The organism is Sulfitobacter litoralis (assembly GCF_900103185.1).
GTDB classification, from domain to species: Bacteria; Pseudomonadota; Alphaproteobacteria; order Rhodobacterales; family Rhodobacteraceae; genus Sulfitobacter; species Sulfitobacter litoralis.
The window spans coordinates 119,323-137,062 of record NZ_FNJD01000006.1; the positions used below are offsets into that span (position 1 = coordinate 119,323).

Consider the following 17,740-nt stretch of genomic DNA (forward strand, 5'->3'; position numbering starts at 1 on the left):
ATAAAGGCAAGCCGGCGGCTAGGCTGGCAATCTTGTTTCAATCATTTCCGCGTACCAGCTACAACCTGCGGGGATCGCGTCATCGTTGAAATTATACATAGGGTGGTGAACGGTCGGCCCGTCGCCATTGCCGAGCATGATATAAGCACCGGGGCGCTGGTTCAGCATATACGAGAAATCCTCCCCCGCCATGATCGGGGGCGTGTCACGGTCCACACCGGGCGCGATGTTTTCGGCCACGTCAGCGGCATAGCTGGTGTTGGTCTCTGCGTTCACGGTGATGGGGTAGCCGCGCGCGTAGGTGATGTCGGCGGTACACTGATAGGCCGCGCAGGTGTGGGACACGACTGACTGCAAGCGGTCCTGCACCAGATCGCGGATGCCTGCATCAAGGGTGCGAACGGTACCGCGCAACCGCACCGTCTGCGGCAGGACATTATAGCTGTCGGTGTCGGATCGCATGGTGCAGACCGACACCACCGCGTTCTTGATCGGGTCGACATTGCGCGCGGCAATGGATTGCAGTGCCACGACGACATGGGCCGCAGCAAGGTTGGTATCAATCGCTTCATGGGGTGCAGCGGCATGACCACCCTGCCCGGTGATGGTAATATCGAATTCGTCCGCCGCCGCCAGCAACGCCCCGCTGCGGATCGCGAATGTACCGATGGGATGATCCGGCATATTGTGCATGCCGTAGACTTCGTCGATCGACCACCGCTCCATCAGGCCTTCCTCGACCATGACATTGCCGCCCCCGCCGCCCTCTTCGGCAGGTTGAAAGATCAGCACCGCGCGCCCATCGAAATTGCGTGTTTCCGCCAGGTATTGCGCCGCACCAAGCAGCATTGCGGTATGTCCGTCGTGGCCGCAGGCGTGCATCTTGCCCGGCGTTTTTGACGCATATTCAAGCCCAGTTGCCTCTGTGATCGGCAGCGCGTCCATATCCGCCCGCAACCCGATGCTGCGCCCCGAGGTATTGGTCTTTCCCTCGATCACCGCGACGATACCGGTTTGTGCCACGCCTGTCGTGATATCGGTGATGCCAAAACTGCGCAGCTTTTCTTCGACAAAGGCTGCAGTCTGCGGCAGATCGAACAACAGTTCGGGAATGGTGTGCAGGTGACGCCGCCATGCCGTGATCTCGGCGTGGGTTTCGGCAAAGCGGTTCTTGATCGGCATCGGCGCACGTTCCTTTTTATTATGACTAAACGTTGGGCCCCAATATCATGGGGGTTCCATCGGTGAACCGCGCAAGCCGGAACCGGCTAAGATCATGGCCAGCACCCTTTCCGGTTGCCAGACGAGCCAGAACGCGGCCCATACCCGGCCCGATGCCAAAGCCGTGGCCTGACATGCCGGTGCCAATCGTCAGCCCCGGTAGGGCTGCCACAGTATCTACGACAGGGACAATATCGGGCATGGTGTCGATCATACCTGCCCATGCGGATTTCAGCTTTATTGGACCAAATTCCGGAAACATTGCCGAAAAATCACGCAGCAGGCGGCGGATCTTGGCCATATTGGGGGCGGGATCCAGGATGCGCATCGCCTCGAACGGGGATGGGGCGTCCGGCTGCCAGCGCCGTTTGGTTCCCCATGCATCGGGGAAGCCTTTGGGTGCAAACGGATGGAGCCGTTGGCCAAAGGGATCGGCAAGCAATTGCGTCATAAAGTGAGGCAACGCGCGGAACGCATCCGGCCCGACGAACAGCTCGGGCGCGCCGGGTGGGGCAAGCGTATAGCCGCCATCCTCGCGGCGACGGAATGCGACCCGCCCGTCTGATACCGCACCAGCATAGACGTCGGGCAAGGGCTCTGTCGCTGCCACATTTTCGCGCACCGACAGCTGCGGCATCGAAATACCGTGGTTGCGTAGAAACAGCGCCGACCAGGCACCGCCCGCCAGAACCACCTGCGAGGATTTGATACGGCCCTGTTCGCTGATCACCCCTGCAATACGCCCCGCAGCGATGTCGAGAGCACGTACGGCGCAATTTTCGATGATCTGCACGCCCTCTCGGGCGGCGATACCGGCCAGTGCGGGCACGGCGACCCAAGGCTCCGCGCGCATGTCCGACGGCGTTATTAATCCGCCGATCTGCGGTGTGGCGAGGGTGGGAAACATGGCAGAGACCTCCGCCGCAGTCATCAGCCGGCTGTCCGCGCCATTGGCCCGTGCATGGGGCAGCCAGTCTTCGTAGCCGGCCAGCTGCGCCGGTTTCTGCGCCAGATAAGCAATGCCGCCTTGCCGCAGACCGATATCGACATCTGTTTGCCCTGCCAGATCACGCCAGATCGCCTGCGCCTCGGCCATGATCGGCATCTCGTCGGGATCCCGCCCCTGTTGCCGGATCCAGCCCCAGTTGCGGCTGGATTGTTCGGCAGCGATGCGGCCTTTTTCCAGCAAGGTCACAGAATGCCCGTCACGCGCAAGAAAGAGAGCGGTGCAGACCCCGATGATCCCGCCGCCAATCACAATGATATCCGAGGCCGCAGGGGGCGGGCCGGGATAGGTGATGGGGGTGGTGGCATTAATCGGGAACGGCTGCATGGTCAGGCTTTATACTGCGTGGGCGTCGCGGGCGAAGCAAGCCTGGGTCGGGGGCCAGCCCCCGGCGCCGCAGGGCGGCCCCTCCCCCGGGATTTGGTACCATTTGGAAAAAGGGGGCCGCTGCGCTGGGTCATTTCAACCGTTCAAGCAGGTCGCGCATGAATTGATGGCCAGCCTCGAATTGGGTGACTTCGATGTATTCGTTAGGCTGGTGCGCCTGCGCAATGTCGCCGGGTCCGCAAACCACCGCGCTGTAGCCTGCCTCCTGAAACTGCCCTGCCTCGGTGCCGTAGCTGACTTTGTGGCTGGCGTTGTCGCCGGTGATCTGGCGCACGAACGTTTCGGCCAGTCCGTCTTTCTCGGGCTGGAGTGCTGGCACGTCAAAACGGGGCGTGATCTCGATATAGGTTTCGGGGACGACCTCTTGCATCTGCTGTTCGACTTCGCGCACTTTTTCAAGATAGGCGGTGCCCCAGGCGTCTTTGTCCTCGCCCGGCACGACGCGGAAATCCATGGCAAAGTGACAATCCTTGGCGGTGATATTATGGGCCGTCCCGCCAGAGATCACGCCCACATGTGCGGTGGTGAAAGGCGGGTTGAACATTGCGGCAAGGTCGCTGGGTTTGCGCGCCATATTTTCGGTGTTCACCTCATTGGCCCATTCGATCAGCTTGGCCCCTGCCATGATCGCGTTGACGCCGGTGTGCAGCAGCGACGAATGTACCTCGAAGCCAACGACATGGGTGTTGAAGCCCGTGCCGCCCTTGTGCCCTGTCACCGCCTGCATCGTGGAGGGTTCGCCCACGATCACTAACGCGCCCTTGGGCAGCACCGGCTGCATCGCTTCGATCATTGGAGGCGCACCGGTGCAGCCAATTTCCTCGTCAAAGCTCAGCGCGATTTGCAGTGGGCGTTGCACGCCAGCATGATGTGCCTCTACCAAGGCCCAGATCGCCAAGGCGTCGAACCCCTTCATATCGCAGCAGCCACGGCCATAATACCGCCCGTCCCGTTCGACCACGGTAAATGGATCACTGTCCCAGGGTTGGCCGTCGACAGGCACCACATCTGTATGACCAGAGAGAACAACCGCGCCTTCTTCCCACGGGCCGGCATGCGCAAAAAGCGCGTGCTTGGGCTGATCGGGGTGAATATAGCGGTGTGACGCGATGCCGTGGCTTTCGAGATATTCCGCCACCCAGTCGATCAGCGGGATATTTGTGTCTCGTGAGACGGTGGGAAAGCTGACAAGTTTTTCCATCAGCTCAAACGGGGTCATGCGCGCAGTCATCAATTGAGGTCCTTTAGTATCCGCTATCGGTGATCAGCACCTGATGGCCCGCGGATACGGTTTTGTAAACAGAGGGTTCCGCGACATAGCTTGTCGGATGGATCGGCGACGGGATCGGTTTAAAATTCAGTTCGCTTTCCTTTTTCCGGCGACGCGGATCAGCGATGGGAACGGCCTTCATCAAGGCTTGGGTATAAGGGTGCTGCGGATTTTCGAACACCTGCGCCCGGGGGCCCATCTCGACGATCCGTCCCAGATACATGACGCCGACATAGTGGCTGACCCGTTCAACCACCGCCATATCGTGGCTAATGAAAAGGAAGGACAGTCCCAATTCCTGCTGCAGCTCAAGCATCAAATTGACCACCTGCGCCTGCACCGACACATCCAACGCCGACACGGCCTCGTCCGCCACAATCAGTTTGGGGTTCAGGGCCAAAGCACGTGCGATCGCGACCCGCTGGCGTTGCCCGCCCGACAATTCATGGGGGAAACGCCGCATAAAGCTGCGCGGTAGTTCCACGCGGTCAAACAGCATCTCGATGCGTTTGGTCAACTCGGCCCCCTTGAGCGTGCCATAGTTATGGATTGGTTCGGCCACTTGATCCGACAGCTGCATTTGCGGATTGAGCGAGGCAAACGGGTCCTGAAAGATCATCTGCATGTCCAGCCGCGCCTTGTGCAGGCCACGCGAATCCAGTGCCATGATGTCTTTGCCGTCAAGGTTGACCTCCCCCGACTGGGGTTCGACCAGCCGCAGAATAGACCGCCCTGCCGTAGATTTACCGCAGCCGGATTCGCCCACAAGGCTAAGCGTCTGGCCCTTGTTGATGGTGAACGACAGGTCTTCGACCGCGTGGACATTGGCAACCGTGCGGCGCAGAAAGCCGCCCTGCACCGGAAAGCGCGTGGTCAGGTTATTGACGGTCAGCAGCGTTTCCTCGGTCCCTTTAATGGGCACGATTTCCTTGTCTTGCGTGCCGAGCAGCTTCATCGGTTCGGGGTAGGCCTTGCCGCGCATCTCGCCCAGCTTCGGCACAGCGGCCAGCAGCGCTTTGGTATAGGGGTGCTGCGGGTTCTCGAAGATTTCCTCGACCGAGCCCTCTTCGACCTTGTTGCCGCGGAACATGACGACGACGCGGTCAGCCATCTGGGCCACAACCGCCATATCATGGGTGATGAACATCACCGCGGTGCCGGTCTCGCGTTTCAGCCGGTCTATCAGCGCAAGGATTTCCGCTTGAATGGTTACATCAAGTGCGGTCGTGGGTTCATCCGCGATCAGCAATCGTGGCGAACAGGCAAGCGCCATGGCGATCACAACCCGCTGGCGCATCCCGCCTGACAGCTCATGCGGGTATTGCTTCATCCGGCGAGCGGGTTCGGGAATGCGTACTTGGGTCAACAGCTCGAGCGCACGCGCCTCGGCTTGCGACTTGGACATGTTTTTGTGCAGGCGCAGCCCTTCGGTCAGCTGGCGGCCCACGGTAAAGACCGGGTTCAGCGCGGTCATCGGTTCCTGAAAGATCATACCGATCTCGTTGCCGCGAATTTCGCGCATCACATCCTGATCTGTGCGCGCCAAATCGACAGCGGGATCGTTCTGTCGCTCAAATAATAGGCGTCCGCCCGCAATTTTTCCGCCCCCGAACTCGACCAGACGCATCAGCGACAGCGAGGACACCGATTTACCCGAGCCGGATTCGCCCACGACGCAGACAGTTTCACCCGCATTGATGTCAAAGCTGACGTTCTCCACCCCCAAGACGGGTCCGTCCTGGGTTTGGAATTCCACCCTAAGTTCTTGAATTTGCGCGATTGGTGTCGGCTTTGCCTCGTCTAGCATGGTATTTTCCAGCGCTTCTCGTTTAATCAATCAGACGACGCTAAGGCCAATCATCCATCGGTGTCAAATCCGTCAGCGCGACCGCTAACATCCACAGCTTTGGAGGCTTGCTTTTTTTTTCAAACCTGTTTCGATGCTTCAACGTATTTGGCGTGGCCGGAAAAACGGGCATTGTAGCGGGCAGTTTTGCCAGCCCCGATGCCCCACCTCCCCTGTGTCGATCCAGCGTGACGGTTTTGGCAGTGCCAGAAAGACGGACCATAAAAAAGGCACCAAAAAAAATCACCGGTGTTCAACAAGGAGTAAGCTATGAACATGAAAACCCTGTTACTGGGGGCTGCGGCTTCCGTAGCGATAGCCCCCGCCGCGTTTGGCGCCGCCCATGAGGGCGAGCGTGGACGTGACGGCGAGGTAAAAGTGATCTACTGGCAAGCGCCCTCGATCATGACCCCCTATCTGTCGGGCGGCACAAAAGACCTCGAGGCCGCGAGCCTCGTGCTCGAACCACTGGGCCGCTATGACGAAACCGGCGCACTGGTGCCCTATCTGGCTGCCGAAATTCCCACCGTTGAGAACGGCGGTGTGTCCGAAGATCTGAAATCCGTAACGTGGAAGCTGCAAGAAGGCCTGCTTTGGTCCGATGGTACGCCGGTGACGTCGGCAGACCTGAAGTTCACCGCTGAATACTGTATGCACCCCGAAGGCGGTTGCGCGCAGGCGTCAAAATTCGATGGTGTCGAAAGCATCGATATCGTGGATGATCTGACGGTGACCGTCCATTTTTCTGACGCCAAGCCAAACCCCTATGGCCCTTTCATGGGTGCGCAATCCCCGATTATTCAGGCCGCGCAGTTCAAGGATTGTCTGGGGGCTAAAGCTCCGGAATGTACCGAAGCCAACTTTAACCCCATTGGCACCGGCCCATTCCGCGTCACGGACTTCCGTCCCAATGACGTGATCCAGATGGAAGCCAACCCCAACTACCGCGATCCGAACAAACCTGCGTTTGCGACACTGACCCTCAAGGGTGGTGGTGATGCGAATGCGGCGGGCCGTGCCGTAATGGAAACTGGCGAATACGACTATGCCTGGAACATGCAGCTGGCCCCCGACGTGCTAGCGAAGATGGCCGAAGGCGGTAAAGGTCAGGCGATCTCTGCATTCGGTACCTTGGTCGAACGGATCGAAATGAACATGACCGATCCGTCGCCAGAGCTGCCAGAAGGTGAACGTGCGACGCTTGCGCATCCGCACCCGATCCTGTCGGACTTCAAGGTCCGCAAGGCGCTTTCCATGGCGATCGACCGTCCTTTGCTGGTCGAAGTGGGCTACGGCCAAGCCGGCCGTGCAACCTGTAACCTTGTACCCGCCCCCGAGCTTTACGCATCCGACAACACTGAATGTCTGACGCAGGATCTTGAAGGTGCCAAAGCCTTGCTGGAAGAAGCCGGCTGGACCGACAGCGATGGCGATGGCATCCGTGACAAAGACGGTGAGAAACTGGCCCTGCTGTACCAGACCTCGACCAACGCTGTGCGTCAGGATTTCCAGGCGCTGATCAAAGACTGGTGGAACCAGATCGGTGTCGAAGTCGAGCTGCGCAACCTTGATTCTTCGGTCTTCTTCGGTGGTGACCCAGGTTCGCCTGACACCTTCCAGAAGTTCTATGCCGACGTTGAAATGTACGCGAACAACTTTGACGGCACCGACCCGCAGGCCTACTTGTCTGCCTACCGTTGCGGCAACGAACCCAAGCCATCCAGCCAATGGCAGGGTGAAAACATCAACCGTTTCTGCAGCGAAGAATATGACGCGCTGCTGGACGAACTGTCGCGTACGGGCGAGTTGGACAAGCGTGGCGAGATCGCCAAGCAGCTGAACAACATCATCACGCGTGACACCATGACCATCGTTCCGCTGGTCGACCGTGGTCGGGTTTCCGCTGCGTCCGACACATTGGGCGGCGTGATCCTGAACACTTGGGATTCCGAACTTTGGAATGCCGCCGACTGGTACCGCGTGAAAGAATAATCACGCCCCAGGTCAGAGGAGCACGCGCCCTGCGTGCTCCTCGTGACTTGATGCCTTTATGAATGTGTGCGAAATCGCGCCTCCCTCCGATTTTGACACGCTTTCCCTCCTCCTAGACCGACTTGCAAAGGCGCTGTGCATGCTGACCTTCACCATTCGTCGACTACTTTTGTCGATACCAACGCTTTTGTTTATCAGCCTGGTAATCTTCCTGCTGTTGCAACTGGCCCCCGGCGATCCGATGGCCCAGGTGCCGCTGACAGTCCCACCAGAGGTAAAACAGAAAATGCGCGAGGCGCTTGGCCTCGGGCAGCCGATCTATGTGCAATACTATAAATGGCTGATCCAGTTTTTCTGGGTTGAACCGCAGGTCTTCATCGACTGGGCCACCCGCGACAGCTTCCTGCTGGGCTGGCTGCCGGACACCAGCCTGTCGACCTTCATTGACCCCGACACCGGCGCTGTGCGCCCCGTACAGCGTGCGATCAGCTGGCAAACCCGCAGCCCGATCATGGATATCGTGATCCAGCGGATGCCGCAGACGCTTTGGGTGGTTGGGCTTAGCTATATCGTGGGCATCCTGATCGCGATCCCGATTGGCATCTATTCGGCCTACCGCCACTATTCGCTGTTCGATCAGGCGGGCACCTTTGTCACCATGATCGGCTTTTCGATCCCCCCCTTCTTCACCGGCCCGCTGCTGATCGTGATTTTCTCGGTCTCGCTGGGGTGGTTGCCGTCGATCTATGACACGACCCATGTCGTGACCGACTGGGAGAGTTTCAAAATCCAGTTCATGCAGATGGTCATGCCCGTGATGGTGCTGGCGCTGCAAACCACCGCGCAGATCAGCCGCTATATGCGCGGCGCGATGCTGGACAACCTGAACCAGGACTATGTGCGCACCGCCCGCGCCAAGGGGCTGCGCGAAAAATCGGTCGTTCTGGTCCATGTGCTGCGCAACTCGATGATCCCTGTGGTCACGGTGATTGCCCTTGGCATGCCCGCGATCTTTGGCGGCGCTATCATTACCGAGAATGTGTTCAAGGTGAATGGTATCGGGCAGCTGCTGCTGACCGCGCTTTTTGCCAACGACCTGCCGATGGTGATGACGCTGACCTTTATCTTCGCCATCCTCATCGTTCTGTTCAACCTGATTGCCGATGTTCTATACGGCCTGCTTGACCCAAGGATCCGCTATGACTGAGCAAGCCACCCCCGCAAGCCCGATCGAGGCCGACATCGAAGTCTATGGCGCGCTAGTCGATAAAGAGCCGCAAAAGCCGCCGCGCAGCCAGTGGATCGACGTCTGGCAGCAGTTTCGCAAACACAAGGGTGCTGTCTTTGGCGGAGGCTTCTTGCTGTTCATCACGCTCGCCGTGCTATTTGGCCCCTTCCTTTGGGACGTGGACCCCAAAGCGCTTGATATCCGCAACAAGAACTGGCGCCCGATCTATCAACTGCTGTTTGACAGCGAAGCAAAGGCCGGTTGGGCGCACCCCTTTGGGACAGATCAGTTGGGCCGTGATATCATGGCGCAGATGATCGCCGGCGGGCGCGTGTCAATGGCCGTGGGTTGGCTCGCGATGGGACTGGCACTGGTGATCGGGTCGGCCATCGGCGTCATCTCGGGCTACTTCAAACGGCTCGATTTCTGGCTGATGCGGTTCACTGACCTGGTGTTGTCGCTGCCGATCCTGCCTTTGACGCTGCTGGCGGTGACCCTGTTCCGGCAACCGCTGAATGCGCGGTTCGGCCCCGAAGGCGGGATGTTCATCCTGATCGTCGGCATCATCGGGCTGACGTCGTGGATGCAGACCGCGCGGATCGTGCGCGGCGACATTTTGGCGCTGAAAGAGCGTGAATTCATCCTCGCCGCGCGGTCCATCGGGACGCGGTCGGGCAAGATCATCCGCAAGCACCTGCTGCCCAACGTCATCTCTCCGATCATGGTCTCGGCCACGCTGGGACTGGCGACCGCGATCATCACCGAAAGCGCACTGAGCTTTCTTGGCGTCGGCTTCCCATCGGACTATCCGACATGGGGCAAGCTCTTGTCCGATGCCGTGTCACGGATGCAGGAATTCCCCGAGCGGGTGATCCTGCCGGGGGTCGCGATCTCGCTGACCGTGCTGAGCGTGAACTACCTTGGCGACGGTCTGCGTGACGCGCTGGACCCGCGGTTGCGCGGACGGTGATCCTCTGCCGGTCATAGCGCTTGGGGCTACGGCCAGGATTGAGTATTTATAAAAAGGGTGAAGGGAGGCTGCGGCCTCCCTTGGTCGTTGAGGCGCAAAAGACTTGAACTCGGGCGGTTTCCGCGTCAGTGAACTGGCGTGCTGTCGTCAGGGGAACGCAAAGATGTTTGAGCAATTCGGTTTTGAAAACACCACGCCACAGCAGGCGGCTGTCTGGTTCGCACTGGCCTTGGGCGTGATCTTTGGCGTTCTGGGGCAGATCACCAAGTTCTGTTTTCGCCGGTCGCTGATCGGCGAAGACCGGCGCGAGGCTAAAGGGGTCTGGCTGACGGCACTGGCCTTTGCTGTCTTGGGCACGCAAGCCGCTGTGGCGCTGGGCTGGATCAGCTTTGCCGATCATCGTTTTCTGGTGCCTGACCTCCCCTATCTGGCGATTGGGTTTGGCGGGCTGCTGTTTGGTGCGGGCATGGTGCTGACACGGGGCTGTATTTCGCGGCTGACCATTCTGGCGGGGTCTGGCAATTTACGGGCGGCCATGGTCGTTGTGGTGTTCGCAGTCGTGGCCCATGCGACATTGAAAGGTGTGTTGGCCCCGATGCGCGTGGCGCTTGGCAGCGTCACACTTGGGCTTGGTGAGTATATCAGCCTCGCCGCTCTGCCCGGTGGCGTGGCCCTTTGGGGTGGCTTGATCGTCGTAGCCGCATTGGCCGTGGCGCTGCGGTCGGGGAACCGTCCGGCCCATCTGATGATGGCAGCGCTGATTGGCTTGTTGGTCCCGTTGGCGTGGATCGGTACCGGCTTTATTCTGTTCGATGAATTCGATCCCATCGCGATGGAGAGCCTGTCGTTCACGTCGCCCTCTGCCGATACGTTGTTCTGGCTGGTGGCAAGCAGTTCAATCCCCGCAGGCTTTGGCGTCGGGTTGCTGGGCGGCGTATTTCTAGGAGCCTGTGCGGCCAGTCTGCTGTTTGGCGGCTTTGGCTGGCAGAGTTTCGAGACCCCCACCCAGACCGGCCGCTATCTGGCCGGTGCCGCGCTGATGGGTGTCGGCGGTGTGCTTGCAGGGGGCTGTACGCTGGGTGCCGGACTATCCGGCGTGCCTACGCTGTCGCTGGCTGCCATATTGGCGATCGTGATGATCGGCATCGGCGTGTTGGCCATGCATGCCCTATTGCGCGCAACCCCTGCAGGCAGCTGACGCTATTTGATCTTGTGGCGCAAACGGCGCAGAAGACCCCAAACGAGGATCACCACGACAGGCACGGCAAGGGCCGTCAGCGTGCCCTTGCTGATCCCGCTGCGTTCGGCCAACGGGTAGAGCATATAGCCCACCAGTGACACCGCATAGTAGCTGATGGCGACGACCGAGAGCCCTTCGACCGTGTGCTGTAGACGCAACTGCAGGTCCGAGCGTTTATCCATGCTGGCCAGTATCGCCTGGTTCTGCGCCGACCTTTCCACATCCACCCGTGTGCGCAGCAGTTCAGCGGCGCGGCTGGCACGGGCGGACATCTTGTTCAGGCGTGTTTCGGACGATTTCACCGTGCGCATCGCAGGCTCGTAGCGGCGCATCATGAATTCATCAAAACCCTGTCGCGCCATAAAGCGGGTTTCGCGCAGCGCTCCGATCCGCTGTGATACGATGGCCTGATAGGCCTCTGTTGCGCCTAGACGGTAAGACGCATCGGCCGACAGCGCCTCTAGCCCGACCGAGATATCCAGCAAGCGGTGCAACGTGTCTTCGGCCATAGCAGATGTGCCTGCCATGCCCGCCATCAGGTCAATCAGCTCTGCGTCGAGCCGGTCAAGTTGGGCGGCGAACTCGCGCACCTTTGCGAAGCCGAGCATCGACATGGATTTATAGGTCTCGATCTCGCACAACCTTTGCACGATGCGCCCCAGACGGCGGCTGCCGGTGCCTTCCGATGCGAAGACCGCCATGCGCATGTGGCCCGCCGGATCGATGCGGAAATCACTGGCGATGACTGCGGCATCTTCCAGCACAGACGCCACTGCCAAGCTTTCCGGGACGAACCAATCTTGCAGCGCCTCCGCGATCTGCGCGTCCTCGGCAGGACGCGGCACCAGCCGCAGCAGGATCGACGTAATGCGTTCTGCCTTCAGATCGGCGCGCCAATTTTCGGGAAAGACATCAAACTCTGCCGGATCAAAAGGGCGTTGACCGATCTGATCAAGAAACACGGTATAGGTCACGAATTCGGTATGCTGTTCCCATTTCAGGGTATATTTGCCCATCGGCCCGAAATAATGGGTCGCGTCCTCCGCCGGGAGGGGCGCACCGTAGTGGGTCAGCAAGGCACGTAACTGCTGCAGATCAACCGACCGGTCGCGCGTTACGGCGTCCCCTATCGGGCGCACCGCAAGATAGGCCGCCATATGGGGTGTTATAAGCGAGGGAAACGGGCGTGCGTGAAGCTCGCTATTCAGGGTATAGCGCAGGGGGTGATCGTCGAGAGCAGGCACGATGAGGGCTTTCTGCAGGGGTATGATCGGGGCAACCTAGCGCGGTTACCACCGTTCGCCTAGGGATATTTGACATAGCTTTCATGGGCTTATCCGTATACCGCAGGATACCGCCCGCAGTAGCATCGCTTTTTCAGAAACGGTTGAGCGGGATTTTCAGATAAGCGTGGCCGTCTTCTTCTGCGTCCGGCAAGCGCCCTGCCCTCAGGTTCAGCTGCAAGACGTGTAACATCCGGTCCGGTAAGGACAGTGTCTTGTCCCGTGCCTCTCGCAAATCGACAAAGCGGTCGAGTGAGACACCGCTCCCGATATGCGCATTATGTCTGCGCTGTTCAGCCACGGTCGATTCCCACGTGGGCTGCGGGCGATAGTCGGTCCCGTAGTCATGGCCAACGAACAGTCGAGTCGCATCGGGCAGTGCAAGAATTTCTTGTAGCGACTGATAGAGCTCAGCCGCCGTGCCACCGGGAAAATCGGCGCGGGCGGTGCCGACATCGGGCTGCATAAAGCTATCGTGTACAAAGGCGGCATCCGACCCCACCACATAAGAAATCGACCCCAGCGTATGCCCCGGAGACAACATCACGCGGACCGGCAGATCGCCGATGGTAAAGGTATCACCGTCGTCAAACAGATGGTCAAAATCGGAGGCGGGATCGAAGGCGTCTGGCATGTGGTAGTAGTCGCGCCAGAGCTCGGCAATCTCGGTTATTTTGGACCCAATGGCATTGGGTTTGTTCAACCGGCGTTTCAGCTCATGGGATGCCATCAGGTGATCGGCATGGGGATGTGTATCGAGAATCCATTCGATCTGGTATCCTGCCGCGTCGGCATGACGCAGGATCGTATCAACATTCTGCGTATCAGTGGCGGCGCTTTGCGGGCTGAAGCCCAGAACCACGTCAATCACCGCTGCTTTGGATGTGGCGGGATCAGCGACCAGATACTGGATACTGCCGCTATCGTCATCGTAAAAGCCGGTGACTTCGGGGGAACCGGGGCCGGTTGACGGGCTGGTGCGCGAAAACTTCATATTAAAATCCTCCTATATGACAATTCAACACTCGCAAGGCGCTTGGGTTCCATAGACCGTCCTGAATACAAAAAAGGGCGGCGCATCGCTGCACCGCCCATTGGTTTGTCGCCTGTCGCGTGATCAGTCGATCAACGGCAGCAGCTTGTCGAGGCTCGCCTTGGCGTCGCCATAAAGCATCCGCGTGTTGTCCTTGAAGAACAGCGGGTTCTCGATACCGGAATAGCCTGTCCCCTGCCCGCGCTTGGACACGATGACGTTCTTTGCCTTCCAGCATTCCAGAACCGGCATACCGGCGATGGGGCTGTTGGGGTCGTCCTGTGCGGCAGGGTTCACGATGTCATTGGACCCGATCACGATCGCCACGTCGGTCGACGGGAAATCATCGTTGATCTCGTCCATTTCCATCACGATGTCATAAGGCACTTTGGCCTCGGCCAGCAGCACGTTCATGTGACCCGGCAGACGCCCCGCAACGGGGTGAATGGCGAAACGCACGTTCTTGCCTTGGGCACGCAGCTTTTTGACCAGCTCGCTCACGGCTTGCTGCGCCTGAGCCACCGCCATGCCGTAACCGGGGATGATGATGACGCTGTCGGCTTCGTTCAACATCGTTGCCACACCGTCAGTGTCGATAGCAACCTGCTCGCCCTCGACTTCCATCTGCGGACCAGAGGTACCGCCGAAGCCGCCGAGGATCACGCTGACGAACGACCGGTTCATCGCCTTACACATGATGTAGGACAGGATCGCACCCGACGAGCCGACCAGCGCACCGACAACGATCAAAAGATCGTTGCCAAGGCTGAAACCAATCGCTGCCGCCGCCCAGCCAGAGTAGCTGTTCAGCATCGAAACAACCACGGGCATATCCGCGCCGCCGATGCCCATGATCAGGTGGTAGCCGATGAACAGCGCCGCCAGTGTCATGATGAACAGCGGCAGGAAACCACCTGTGTTGAAGTACCAGACCAGACACAGCAGCGACAAACCCGCTGCAGATGCGTTCAGGATGTGACCGCCCGGCAGTTTTGTCGCCGACGTATCCACACGCCCCGCCAGCTTGCCATAGGCAATGACAGACCCGGTAAAGGTGATGGCACCGATGAACACGCCAAGGAACAGCTCAACCCGCAAGATCGCGATCTCGACGCTGTCTTTTTTGGCAAGCAGGGCTGCAAACCCTTCGGTCGCTTTGCGGGCAGTGTCATCCATCGCCAGCAAGTTGCCGAGTTCAATATGCGCATTATAGCCGACGAAAACCGCCGCCAGACCCACAAGGCTGTGCATTGCAGCAACCAGTTCAGGCATTTGCGTCATCTGTACTTTTGTCGCCAGTTGATAACCGATGGCACCGCCACCCGCGATCAGGATCAGCGACAGCAGCCAGAACCCGGCCCCCGGCCCGATCAATGTCGCAACCACGGCCAAGGCCATGCCCACGATCCCGTACCATACGGCACGCTTTGCGCTTTCCTGCCCCGACAGCCCGCCAAGGCTGAGGATGAAGAGGATGGCGGCGACTACGTAAGCCGCTGTTGTAAAACCAAAATCCATTTACCTGAACCCTTTACGATTTTTGGAACATGGCAAGCATGCGCCGTGTCACGAGGAAGCCACCAAAGATGTTGATCCCGCACATAAACACCGACAGCGCGGCCAGAATAATCACCAGGAACGACCCGGACCCGATCTGCATGACCGCCCCCAAAATGATGATCGACGAAATCGCATTGGTCACGGCCATCAGCGGCGTGTGCAGGCTGTGCGCCACACCCCAGATCACCTGGAAGCCGATAAACACGGACAGCACGAATACGATAAAGTGCTGCATAAAGCTGGCCGGCGCGACCAGACCCACCGCCAACAGCAGCACGCCACCGATGGCCAGCAGGCCAACCTGATTGCGGGTCTGCGTCTTGAAGGCCGCCACTTCGTTTGCGCGTTTCTCTTCCGGCGTCAGTTCCTTGGGCTTGTCCTTTTTCGGAGCCGCCGCAATTGCCGCGACCTTGGGCGGGGGCGGCGGGAAGGTGACTTCCTTGTCGTGGGTGATGGTTGCCCCACGGATCACGTCGTCTTCCATGTTGTGGTTAATCACACCGTCTTTTTCCGGTGTCAGATCGGTCAGCAAGTGGCGAATGTTGGTCGAGAACAGCGTCGAAGCCTGCGTTGCCATCCGGCTTGGGAAATCGGTGTAGCCGATGATGGTCACACCATTCTCGGTCACGATTTTCTCGTCCATCTTGGTCAGTTTGCAGTTGCCGCCTTTTTCCGCCGCCAGATCGACGATCACCGACCCGGGCTTCATCGCCGCGACCATATCTTCGGTCCACAGCTCTGGCGCTTCGCGGTTAGGGATCAACGCGGTGGTGATGACGATATCAACTTCGGGGGCCAGTTCGCGGAACTTGGCCAGCTGCGCTTCGCGGAATTCAGGCGAGGAAACAGAGGCATAGCCACCAGAGGCGGAGCCGTCCTGCTGCTCTTCTTCGAAATCGAGGTACACAAATTCGGCACCCATCGATTCGACCTGCTCGGCAACTTCGGGGCGTACGTCAAAGGCCAGCGTGATCGCGCCCAACGACGTTGAGGTCCCGATCGCTGCCAGACCGGCAACACCTGCACCGACAACCAGAACCTTGGCCGGAGGCACTTTGCCCGCGGCTGTGATCTGACCGGTAAAGAAGCGGCCAAAGTTGTTGCCCGCCTCGATCACCGCACGGTAGCCCGCGATGTTCGCCATCGACGACAGTGCATCCATTTTCTGGGCGCGGCTGATCCGAGGGATCATCTCCATCGCGACAACAGTGGTGCCTTTTTCAGCTGCCTCTTTCATCTTGGCTTCGTCGGCCACAGGGCTGAAGAAGGAAATCAGCGTCTGGTCGGACCGCATCATCGCCATCTCGGCGGTGCTGGGGACACGGACCTTGGCCACGACATCCGCCGTTTCCCAAAGCTCAGCCGCTGTGTCGATCACCTCTACCCCGGCTTCAACATATTTATCGTTGGAAAAACCAGCCGCCTCGCCTGCGCCAGCTTCAATCAGACAAGTGTGACCGAGCTTTTGCAGCTGAAGTGCTGATTCCGGGGTCATCGCAACGCGATTTTCCCCTTCAAATGTTTCTTTTGGCGTCCCGATCTTCAATCCAGAGTCCCCCGTTGGTGCTTCTACGCCTCGCGTGGCGCAATAATATTACCCAGAGCGATAGCGCTTGGGTTCCTATAGTACAAGAGACGGACATAATTAGAACAGCGATTTGCACCATCAATAGCGCTAACAGCCGCATTTATGGGTTTGCGACGTTGCGTGAAAACGCGCGCGCCCTTGCACCTGTCCCTCGCTGCCGACAGCATGCCCGTCATCACGTTCCATTTCATAAGGGAGAGCAGAATGGACCTACAGGGAAAACACGCACTGATCACAGGCGGCGGCACCGGCATCGGTCTGGATATCGCACGGGATTTGGCGGCACGGGGCGCGCATGTAACGATCACCGGCCGTCGCCAAGAGGTGCTGGACGAGGTCGCAGGCGATAACATGACCGGTATGGCGATGGACGTACGCAGCGAGGAAGACGTGGTCGCCAAGATCGCCGCAGCTGTCAAAGCCCACGGTCCGATCCAGATTTGCATTCCCAACGCCGGTATTGCCGAGGGCAAGGCCGTGCATAAGACAGACATGGAATTCTGGCGCAACATGATGTCCACCAATTTGGATGGTGCCTTTCTTACGATCCGCGAATCGTTAAAGACGATGCGCGGCACCGACTGGGGCCGGGTCATTGCGATCTCTTCCATGGCCGGATTGCGCGGCCTGCCCGGCGCGGCGGCCTACTCTGCGTCGAAACACGGGATGATTGGGCTGATCAAATCACTGGCTGCGGACTATCTGGGGCAGCCCTATACGTTCAACGCGATCTGCCCTGGCTACGTGGACACCCCGATCGTATCGCGCAACACCGCGTCAATCTCGGAACGTGCTGGTATTTCAGAAGAAAAAGCACGCGCGATCATGGTGAATTCAAACCCACATAAACGACTGATCGACGTGTCCGAGGTCACAGCTGCCGCCACATGGCTGACCGGGCCGGGGTCACAAAGCATCAATGGCCAGTGCATTCAGGTCACCGGCGGCGACATGTAACTGCGATACTGGTCATAGTTTGTTAACCTTGGGGCGGCTAAGGTCGCCCCATGCAAAAGATCACAGCCCCCAATACACTGCCCCAAAATGCCGCAGCCTTTCGCAGCTGCCGGATAAGGCAAAGCTCCGGTTTGCAGCCTCAGAAACCTGCTGTGCAAT

13 protein-coding genes are annotated in these 17,740 nt (G+C 59.2%); 5 read left to right on the plus strand and 8 right to left on the minus strand.

Features of this window, described 5'->3' with window-relative positions:
- Nucleotides 1-18: 18 nt before the first annotated feature.
- The 4 genes from BLQ98_RS07085 to BLQ98_RS07100 form a co-directional block, all read right to left on the minus strand.
- Nucleotides 19-1,182 (minus strand): M20 aminoacylase family protein, encoded by a 1,164-nt coding sequence (locus BLQ98_RS07085; RefSeq protein WP_093732641.1) that lies wholly within the window; start codon nt 1,180-1,182, stop codon nt 19-21.
- Nucleotides 1,183-1,207: 25 nt separating this feature from the next.
- Nucleotides 1,208-2,554 (minus strand): NAD(P)/FAD-dependent oxidoreductase, encoded by a 1,347-nt coding sequence (locus tag BLQ98_RS07090; RefSeq protein ID WP_093732642.1) that lies wholly within the window; start codon nt 2,552-2,554, stop codon nt 1,208-1,210.
- A 130-nt stretch (nt 2,555-2,684) separates the two neighbouring features.
- The gene (argE, locus tag BLQ98_RS07095; RefSeq protein ID WP_093732643.1) at nt 2,685-3,845 is read right to left on the minus strand and encodes an acetylornithine deacetylase; all 1,161 of its coding nucleotides are present in this window, start codon (nt 3,843-3,845) and stop codon (nt 2,685-2,687) included.
- 13 nt (nt 3,846-3,858) lie between these two features.
- A complete protein-coding gene (locus BLQ98_RS07100; protein WP_093732644.1) occupies nt 3,859-5,691 on the minus strand; it encodes an ABC transporter ATP-binding protein in 1,833 nt (610 codons plus the stop codon).
- 309 nt (nt 5,692-6,000) lie between these two features.
- Here BLQ98_RS07100 and BLQ98_RS07105 point away from each other — a divergent pair, with 309 nt between their 5' ends.
- The 4 genes from BLQ98_RS07105 (at nt 6,001) to BLQ98_RS07120 (ending at nt 11,118) form a co-directional block, all read left to right on the plus strand.
- A complete protein-coding gene (locus tag BLQ98_RS07105; RefSeq protein WP_093732645.1) occupies nt 6,001-7,722 on the plus strand; it encodes a peptide ABC transporter substrate-binding protein in 1,722 nt (573 codons plus the stop codon).
- A 139-nt stretch (nt 7,723-7,861) separates the two neighbouring features.
- Nucleotides 7,862-8,929, plus strand: coding sequence for an ABC transporter permease (locus BLQ98_RS07110; protein ID WP_093732646.1), 1,068 nt, complete (start codon nt 7,862-7,864; stop codon nt 8,927-8,929).
- A complete protein-coding gene (locus BLQ98_RS07115) occupies nt 8,922-9,920 on the plus strand; it encodes an ABC transporter permease (RefSeq protein ID WP_093732647.1) in 999 nt (332 codons plus the stop codon). The genes BLQ98_RS07110 and BLQ98_RS07115 overlap by 8 nt, the downstream gene beginning before the upstream one ends.
- Before the next feature lie 163 nt (nt 9,921-10,083).
- Nucleotides 10,084-11,118, plus strand: a complete 1,035-nt coding sequence (locus BLQ98_RS07120; protein ID WP_093732648.1) for a YeeE/YedE thiosulfate transporter family protein — start codon at nt 10,084-10,086, stop codon at nt 11,116-11,118.
- Between the two features lie 2 nt (nt 11,119-11,120).
- Here the strand turns inward: BLQ98_RS07120 and BLQ98_RS07125 are convergent, their stop codons facing one another.
- The 4 genes from BLQ98_RS07125 to BLQ98_RS07140 all read right to left on the minus strand — a co-directional run bounded on the left by BLQ98_RS07125 (nt 11,121) and on the right by BLQ98_RS07140 (nt 16,582).
- Nucleotides 11,121-12,404 carry a DUF3422 family protein gene (locus BLQ98_RS07125; RefSeq protein ID WP_093732649.1) on the minus strand — a complete coding sequence of 428 codons (1,284 nt, stop codon included), beginning with the start codon at nt 12,402-12,404 and terminating at the stop codon, nt 11,121-11,123.
- A 133-nt stretch (nt 12,405-12,537) separates the two neighbouring features.
- Nucleotides 12,538-13,437, minus strand: a complete 900-nt coding sequence (locus tag BLQ98_RS07130) for an MBL fold metallo-hydrolase (RefSeq protein ID WP_093732650.1) — start codon at nt 13,435-13,437, stop codon at nt 12,538-12,540.
- A 123-nt stretch (nt 13,438-13,560) separates the two neighbouring features.
- Nucleotides 13,561-14,994, minus strand: a complete 1,434-nt coding sequence (locus BLQ98_RS07135) for an NAD(P)(+) transhydrogenase (Re/Si-specific) subunit beta (RefSeq protein WP_093732651.1) — start codon at nt 14,992-14,994, stop codon at nt 13,561-13,563.
- Nucleotides 14,995-15,007: 13 nt separating this feature from the next.
- Nucleotides 15,008-16,582 (minus strand): Re/Si-specific NAD(P)(+) transhydrogenase subunit alpha, encoded by a 1,575-nt coding sequence (locus BLQ98_RS07140; protein WP_093732652.1) that lies wholly within the window; start codon nt 16,580-16,582, stop codon nt 15,008-15,010.
- A 246-nt stretch (nt 16,583-16,828) separates the two neighbouring features.
- Between BLQ98_RS07140 and BLQ98_RS07145 the strand changes: the two genes are divergently transcribed.
- On the plus strand, nt 16,829-17,581 hold the full coding sequence (locus tag BLQ98_RS07145; RefSeq protein ID WP_093732653.1) for an SDR family NAD(P)-dependent oxidoreductase: 753 nt from the start codon (nt 16,829-16,831) through the stop codon (nt 17,579-17,581).
- The last annotated feature ends 159 nt before the right edge of the window (nt 17,582-17,740 follow it).